Source organism: Pedobacter sp. (assembly GCF_035566355.1).
GTDB lineage: Bacteria > Bacteroidota > Bacteroidia > Sphingobacteriales > Sphingobacteriaceae > Pedobacter.
In genome coordinates this window covers 1-7,128 of the sequence record NZ_DATMRL010000689.1, presented here as the reverse complement: position 1 = coordinate 7,128, position 7,128 = coordinate 1, and the positions used below count along the sequence as shown (strand labels likewise).

Sequence of the window (7,128 nt, the reverse complement as noted above, 5' to 3'; positions counted from 1 at the left end):
GCTTACTTATAAACGGCACAATTTCTTTACCAGCAGACAAACCCGTTGCATCAACATAATTTAACTGTTCAGGCGATTGCCCTACCCAATTGCTTTTTTTACCATCAATATGTATTATACCCAATGAAGGATCAATAGTTAAGGTAGTAAACAAAGCCTCCTCATACGGACATGTGTAAGATATCCAGGGATGATCTTTATGAATTTCCTCCGGATAACTATTGTGTTTGTATTTGTCCCCAACCCAAAAATAAGAGGCTGAATTCATGTGAACATAATTGACACCCTTTATAAACAACTGGCAATCAATATGCGTATGCCCGTTTATGGCCAGCAATATTTTATCTGAAGCTGCACTTAAAATATCCTGTATTTCTGCAGCATTATCTACTGCAAGAGCACCTGCAAGCGGCTGATGGCAAACAATAACAATAGGCTTATCTATTTGCTTCAGTTGCTGTTGCAGCCATATTTTTTGCTCATCATTAATATAAGATGGGTATCCTCCTTTGTGCGTAGGTGAACCTTTATCGTTCCCATCTAAAATGATAAAACATACGCCATTTATTTCTTTAGTATAATATCTAGCCGGCATCTTCCAGTAACGCAAACATTGCTCCTTCGTATGTCCAGAATCCGTATCGTGATTACCAATTACATGGAGTACAATTGGATGCGCCTGATTGAATTCATCAATGAGTGCTTTATTTTTATCATTAGGATAAGCAAAATCACCCATTTGCATGATAAAATCAGGGTTGATCTTTTTCACATGGCTTAAAAAAGCCTGTAATCTTTCAGAACCATTGTGTATCACATCCTGGTGCAGATCGGTAATCAGTCCGGCTTTTATTACCTTCGCCTTGGTGGGAAACATGGCCATCACCCTACCTGGGATCTGTAAAACAATGCCTGTGGCCAGCATGCCGCTTATAAATTCCCTTCTATTGAATGCCTTCATTGTTTATAAATTTAAGGTGCTACCGAAATATAAACCGTCCAGTCTCTTGTGGTTCCATCGGCAGAATATACCCGATACACAAACGGACCTTTCGAGAAATCAGAGATAACACCTGCAACGGGTGCCCCGTTCAGAGGCTCTATTTTCTTTGCCGAGTGCGTAAACCGAATGCCGATCTTTGTCAGATCTGTTCCCTTTACGGTTACGATGGTTACAGAGGCCTTACTTTTGTCTACAACATTTGAACTTACGGTTACACCAACGTCTTGATAGCCTGTTACAGGTTCATTATAGCCCAGTTGATTTTTGACTTCTACTAAAGTAAATAAATTTGCACCGGTAATATAGGCGTTATCACCCCAAGCACCATCATTCAACTCTACCCTGGGTTTCATACAAGAAGAGCATGCCACCAGGACAAATAAGGTCAGAGCATATAATATCTTTTTATGTTTCATGATTTATAATTTAAAGAATAAAATTTGATAGGATTAATTCCATCCGGGATTTTGGCTCAGCGTCGCATTGTTGGCTTGATAAAGCTTGATTTGCTGTAATGGAACGAAACTTAAATAGTCTCTTCCCGGATCGATATACAGGCCTCTGCCCCCTTCTTTGAAATCAGCTATTTTAAACCAGGGGTTTATTCTTCCATTCGCAAACTTATCAACGTTATTACCTGTAACCAGATTGAATTCGTTTTTGACATAACCATCTTTTCTAATCTGGCTATATAAGGTTGGATCAGAACCATTATCCAAAGCAACCTGACTAGCTGAGCGATTGAAATAATCAAGGAACTCTTGTAATAATGCACCTTTTGGCCGATAGCCATTGATTACTTTTTCATACACAGCCCATCTTTTCAAATCATCCAATCGAAAGCCCTCCAGAGCAAATTCTACGGTTCTCTCTCTTCTGACTTCGTTCAGAACAGGTGTTGAACCAGGATCAAATCCAAGATCTTCCCGATACGTTCCGGCTGGAATAGCATTCATATTCAAAGGCGCCATCCCCACGCGGGCTCTGATTACATTTACCGTCTTGTCAATATCGGCCTGGTTGATTGTTCCCAATATGGCCTTTGCTTCTGCCAGCGCTAAAAGGCTTTCTTCATACCGCATCAAAACGTCATCAGTTTCCCCTTTGGTGGCTTCTTGTGCAAAAACTGCCCCTTTAAAATTCCTGTATCCAGTTGAAGTAAAGCCAATACTGGTATAAGGCGCCTGAGAGGCGATAATTGGATATCTAAATGGATCGCCGTCGCCACCGCGTCCCGGCAATTGATTCAACGGACCTCTGTCTGGGGTCCACACCGTTTGTCTGAAACGCGGATCTAAAGTAGTGCTGAGCTGATTCAGCGTATTGGCATAAGATCCGGAAGATACTTGTGGCGTGCCATCTTTATTCAGATAGACATCTATCAAGTGATCAGTGATAGAGGGGCCAGAATCAAGGATTTTGAAAAAGAAGTTATTGCTGAGTGTCAGCAGGGAGGCATCATATACTTTGTAAAGAAATACACCATCAACATTTGATGCATTCTTTTGGGCAAACAGTTGATTGTAGGCCATCGTTTTATCGCCACCAGCGGTATATATTTTGGTACCATAGCGGCTTATAAGCTGCGATACTGTTGGTTCTATCATTCCCAGAAATTCCATACCATCTTTACCCGGCATTGCATAAGGAGTGCCTTTTTTACCATGATAATATTCCCAGGAGCCTTCGTACAGTGCTACTCTTGCTTTTAGCGTAAGGGCAGCTTCTTTGTTAACTCTGCCCGCAATAGCACCCTGACCTTCGCCTTTCCAGTTTAACTTGGCGATGGCCAGGTCCAGATCTGCTATAATTTGTTTAGCAACCTCATACCTTGATGCCCTGGGTGTTAAAAGTTTTGACAGGTCACTATCGTCAAGCGCTTCAGTGATGATGGGCACTCCTCCGAAAGTTTTCAACATGCTGAAGTAATCCCATGCCCTGAAGAAATACCCTTCTCCAATGTAATGGGTGGCCGCGTCTGTTTTTTCTGCATTCATATTGGCATAGTGCAGAAAATAGTTATCTGACCTGATGTTGGAATAGCCTCCAGACCAACTGTCATTTGTTGCTCCAGCAACTGAAACCGTATTCCATCTGTACAAACTACTGGTTACAGTTGTCTGTATAATCATCATATCCGTATTGGCATCTAAGGCCACATTACTGTTTCCGCCCGATACTGTACCTGTTCCATTTTGTGTATTGTACTGAGGGGCCAGACGGCCATAGAATCCATTGGCAAAGATTTGAAGATCGGATGCCTTTTTAAAGAAATTCTCCGGGTTTACCGCATCTAGAGGGCTTTTGTCTAAAAAATCCTTTTTACAAGCAGCAAGGTTCATCAACACAAAAAGTGCGAATATAACCTTACTGGTTTTACTGATGTAAGCTTTCATCTCGTTTATATTATTGTATAAAGTGATCAATGAGTTTATAAGTTGATATTCAATCCAAGGGAGTAGTAACGCAATGGAGGGTAACCGTTCACACCGCTGCTTAACAACTCCGGATCGTATTTAATAAAAGATTTCGAATAGATAAACCCTAAGTTCTCTCCACTTAAATACACGTTGGCTCTTTTAATTTTAACTTTCTTTAACCACGATTGAGGTAAATCATAACCTACCGTAACATTTCTGATCCTCAGGTTAGCCAGATTTAACATATATCTATCCGTTGCTGATCCACGTCCTGTATTAAAAGCTGGGAAAAAAGCATTTGTATTGTCTGGACTCCAATAGCCCAACTTAGTACTTTCTTCAAATGCTGGTGTGTAAAAATACGCAAGGTCGCTACCTGCTTTGGTTCCCCACACCCACTCTGTACTGTTATAAACACGCCATTGCAGCACACCTTCCAGCACTGCGGAGAAAGAAAAGTTGTTCCAGGAAACTGATGGCATGATCGAATAAGATTTACGGGGATAACTATATCCATCCTTATCCAGGTCACCCCGGCTATACCAAAAACCACCAGTTCCTGAATTGATATAACCGTCACCATTAAGATCCTTATACATGATATACCCCGGATAATTATACCCTGATGGTAATGTTCCTTTCTTAAGATCAGCCGTATTTTGAGCGATTCTTGCGACATCATACACATAGTTTTGTCCAAATTGCTCACCTGGGGTCCAAACGCCACTGGTTACGCCCAATTTATTCGCAGAATATTCCGTAACGTATCCAATGTAATCGCTCATGTTAAATTTCAAGGAATAATTCAGTGGTTTCTGCGCCACCTGAACCTGGTCATTCCAGCCAATGGAGAGTTCCCATCCCCGTGTTTCAGAAACAGAATTGTTTCTCGGCGGCGCTGTAGTTCCCAAAACCTGCGGAAGTGGATCAACAGGACCAACCTGATCCTTTACCGTACGTTGGTACCATTCATAAGACAGGTTCAACCTTCTCTTAAACGCAGAAACATCTATCCCTATATTCAGAACAGTGGGTTTTGCCCAGGTCAGATCTGAAGAGACCAAACCTGGCGTCGTGGTCACATTAGAATAACCTCCACCTAACAGCAAGTTTTTATTCACCGACATGGCAAGCGTGGATATGTAAGTGTAATAATTGTCAGCACCATTGGATGCCAAATCACCAGACGTTGACCAGGAAACCCGGGGCTTAAACTCTGAGATCAGATTTTTCAATGGCCAGAAATTTTCTTTGGCCGCATTCCAGGCACCGGATACAGAAGGGAAGAAACTCCAGCGGGATTCTGGTGCAAAGCGTGAGCTCGCATCTCCTCGCCCAGCGAACTTTACCATATATTTCTCCATATAATCATAAGTAATAACTCCGTAATAACCCAACGTACTCCAGGAGTATAATCTATCACTCGTCTGCGGATTGTTGGCTGCAGCACTAAGCGCAGGGATCAAATCCTGGGCAAACAGATCTGTTTTGCTGCCCGTTAGAGATCTATAGTCATTTTCCTCAGATTGCATTCCGAACTGAGCAAATAAATTATGTTTCTCTGCAAACGTGTGCTTATATTGCGCACTAAGTTTAGCCATCTGGTACTCCTGCACACCATCTGTTTTTGTGATGCTGCTTACATTAGCCGAACGATTGTTTTGGATTTTAGTGCCGTCAGGAAGTTCCGTATAAACAATTTTATCTGTCCTTGAATACTCGGTATAACTTTGTCTTCTCGAGTAATCTGCATTGATTTCAAAATCTTTAAAAGGCTTTAAGGTGGCTCCACCGTTCAATACGATTTCATTTCTGGCATTATTGATCAACCCCCCGTTGCCCAGGATACCTGCAGCACCCAATATCCAGGAATATTGATTGCCTGAAGGTACTTTAAGCGGCGTGGCAAAGTACTGCATCATACTGCCAAAAATGGTGCTGTAATTCGCATAGGTATCGCCTCCGGACAGATAATTCGGACCTTGATTAACCTGTCTTACATAATTGACGTCTGTTCTGAAACTCAGCCAATCTGTAGCGGTATAGTCTAACTTGGTTTGAAAATTGTAACGCCTGTTGTAATTAAAATCACCTTTAAAAAGACCTTTCGTATTGTTATAACCAAAGCTCGAAAAATAACGGATCTTATCGCTTCCGCCACTAAAATTCAGGTTATGCTGCTGACTGAAATCATATTTGTTTAAATAGGTATCATAAAGCTTTGTAGTCGCAAAAGACTGCTCTCTTGTCCAGTTCTTAAAGCCGGCATTGGTGGTTGGAAATTGTCCGTTTTCAATATACGATTGTGCCTTATCTCCAAATTGAGTTCTCAGATCGTCAAAAGCAGGATTACTCCAGTCCTTATTTAACCAGGCCTTCATTCTGGCAATGGTAATCGCATCTACACCATCTGTTCCAGTTCCATCTGGTTGTCCGTTCCGTTGAGCGATATTGATATAGCGTGCCCAATCCGGAGAATTTGGCTGAGTAGGCGCAAGTACCATAACACCAATTTTTGTGTTTGCAGAATAGCTGATCGATGCTTTACCTGATTTCCCGCTCTTAGTCGTAATGAGGATGACCCCATATGGCGCACGCGAACCATAAATGGCCGTTGATGCACCGTCCTTTAACAAAGAAACACTTTCCACATCATTGGGATTAACATCCTGAATAGGTCTTTCTACTCCATCAACCAATATGAGCGGCGCAGCACTGCTATTGATAGAGGTAAAACCACGGATATTGATTGATGGGTTGATTTCAGGCGCACCACTTGACATCCTGATGTTTAGTCCGGGTGCCAGTCCGATCAATCCATCTGTAACAGTCCGGATTGGTCTGTTTTCAAGGTTCTCCCCACTAATTGTTGCCACGGCATCAGTGAGGCTGCTTTTTTTAACTTTACCATAAGCTGTAACCACTACTTCGTTCAGGTTTTCCTGAGAAACAATAAGCGTAATCGGGCCACCCTTAACATCTCCTGCAGCTATTTCTTTGTTCTGAAAGCCTACAAAAGAAATCACCAAAATAGCAGCATGATCCTTTACATGCATCACAAAATCCCCATTTCCATCGGTATGGGTTACATTCTTTGTGCCTTTTTCAACTATGCTTGCGCCTGGTACAGGCAAACCCTTCTCATCCACTACTTTACCTGATATTTTTTCAGAAAACAGACCAAAGGGATTAAATAAATCAAATTTCTTTTCCTTTTCTTTAATCAACACTGTTTTATCCGTAATCTGATATTCAAGAGATTGATCTTTGAGACAAATTTTCAATACCTCTTCAAGAGTCGCATCCTTAACATGAATGCTAAGTGATTTAGCTTCCTTTAAGACCTTCTTATTATAAAAGAAATCGTAATTACTCTGTGCTCTGATTTCATTAATAATTGAAGACAAGGGTGCATTTACTTTATTGAGGGTTATCTTTTGTGCGAACGTACCCGCACTTACCTGCATTATGGTTATTATCAGAAAAAATGTAGTAATCTTCATCACCAGCAGAAATTTGTAAAAAGCATGGCGGTTCTCTCCATACCTGTTATGTAAGTTTAAATTCATAAATTTGAATGTTGGGTTTCGATTTGATTCTTCGTTAAATTTTATTCCGACTTATCGGAATGGGTAAACTCAACATCCGGTCAGAGGTGCTCTAACACCTTTGACCATTTTTTGGTCTACCATGATTGCCACAGTT

The 7,128-nt window shown here is 41.3% G+C and carries 4 protein-coding genes; all 4 read right to left on the bottom strand.

Going from position 1 to position 7,128, the window contains the following annotated elements; genetic code table 11:
- Positions 1-961: metallophosphoesterase (locus tag VNZ46_RS27145; RefSeq protein ID WP_325564456.1), on the bottom strand; the 961-nt coding region annotated here is incomplete at its 3' end.
- Positions 962-972: 11 nt separating this feature from the next.
- The gene (locus tag VNZ46_RS27140) at positions 973-1,419 is read right to left on the bottom strand and encodes a DUF5018-related domain-containing protein (protein WP_199077763.1); all 447 of its coding nucleotides are present in this window, start codon (positions 1,417-1,419) and stop codon (positions 973-975) included.
- A 33-nt stretch (positions 1,420-1,452) separates the two neighbouring features.
- Positions 1,453-3,399 (bottom strand): RagB/SusD family nutrient uptake outer membrane protein, encoded by a 1,947-nt coding sequence (locus tag VNZ46_RS27135; protein ID WP_325564453.1) that lies wholly within the window; start codon positions 3,397-3,399, stop codon positions 1,453-1,455.
- A 35-nt stretch (positions 3,400-3,434) separates the two neighbouring features.
- The gene (locus tag VNZ46_RS27130) at positions 3,435-6,992 is read right to left on the bottom strand and encodes a SusC/RagA family TonB-linked outer membrane protein (RefSeq protein WP_325564451.1); all 3,558 of its coding nucleotides are present in this window, start codon (positions 6,990-6,992) and stop codon (positions 3,435-3,437) included.
- Positions 6,993-7,128 lie beyond the last annotated feature (136 nt).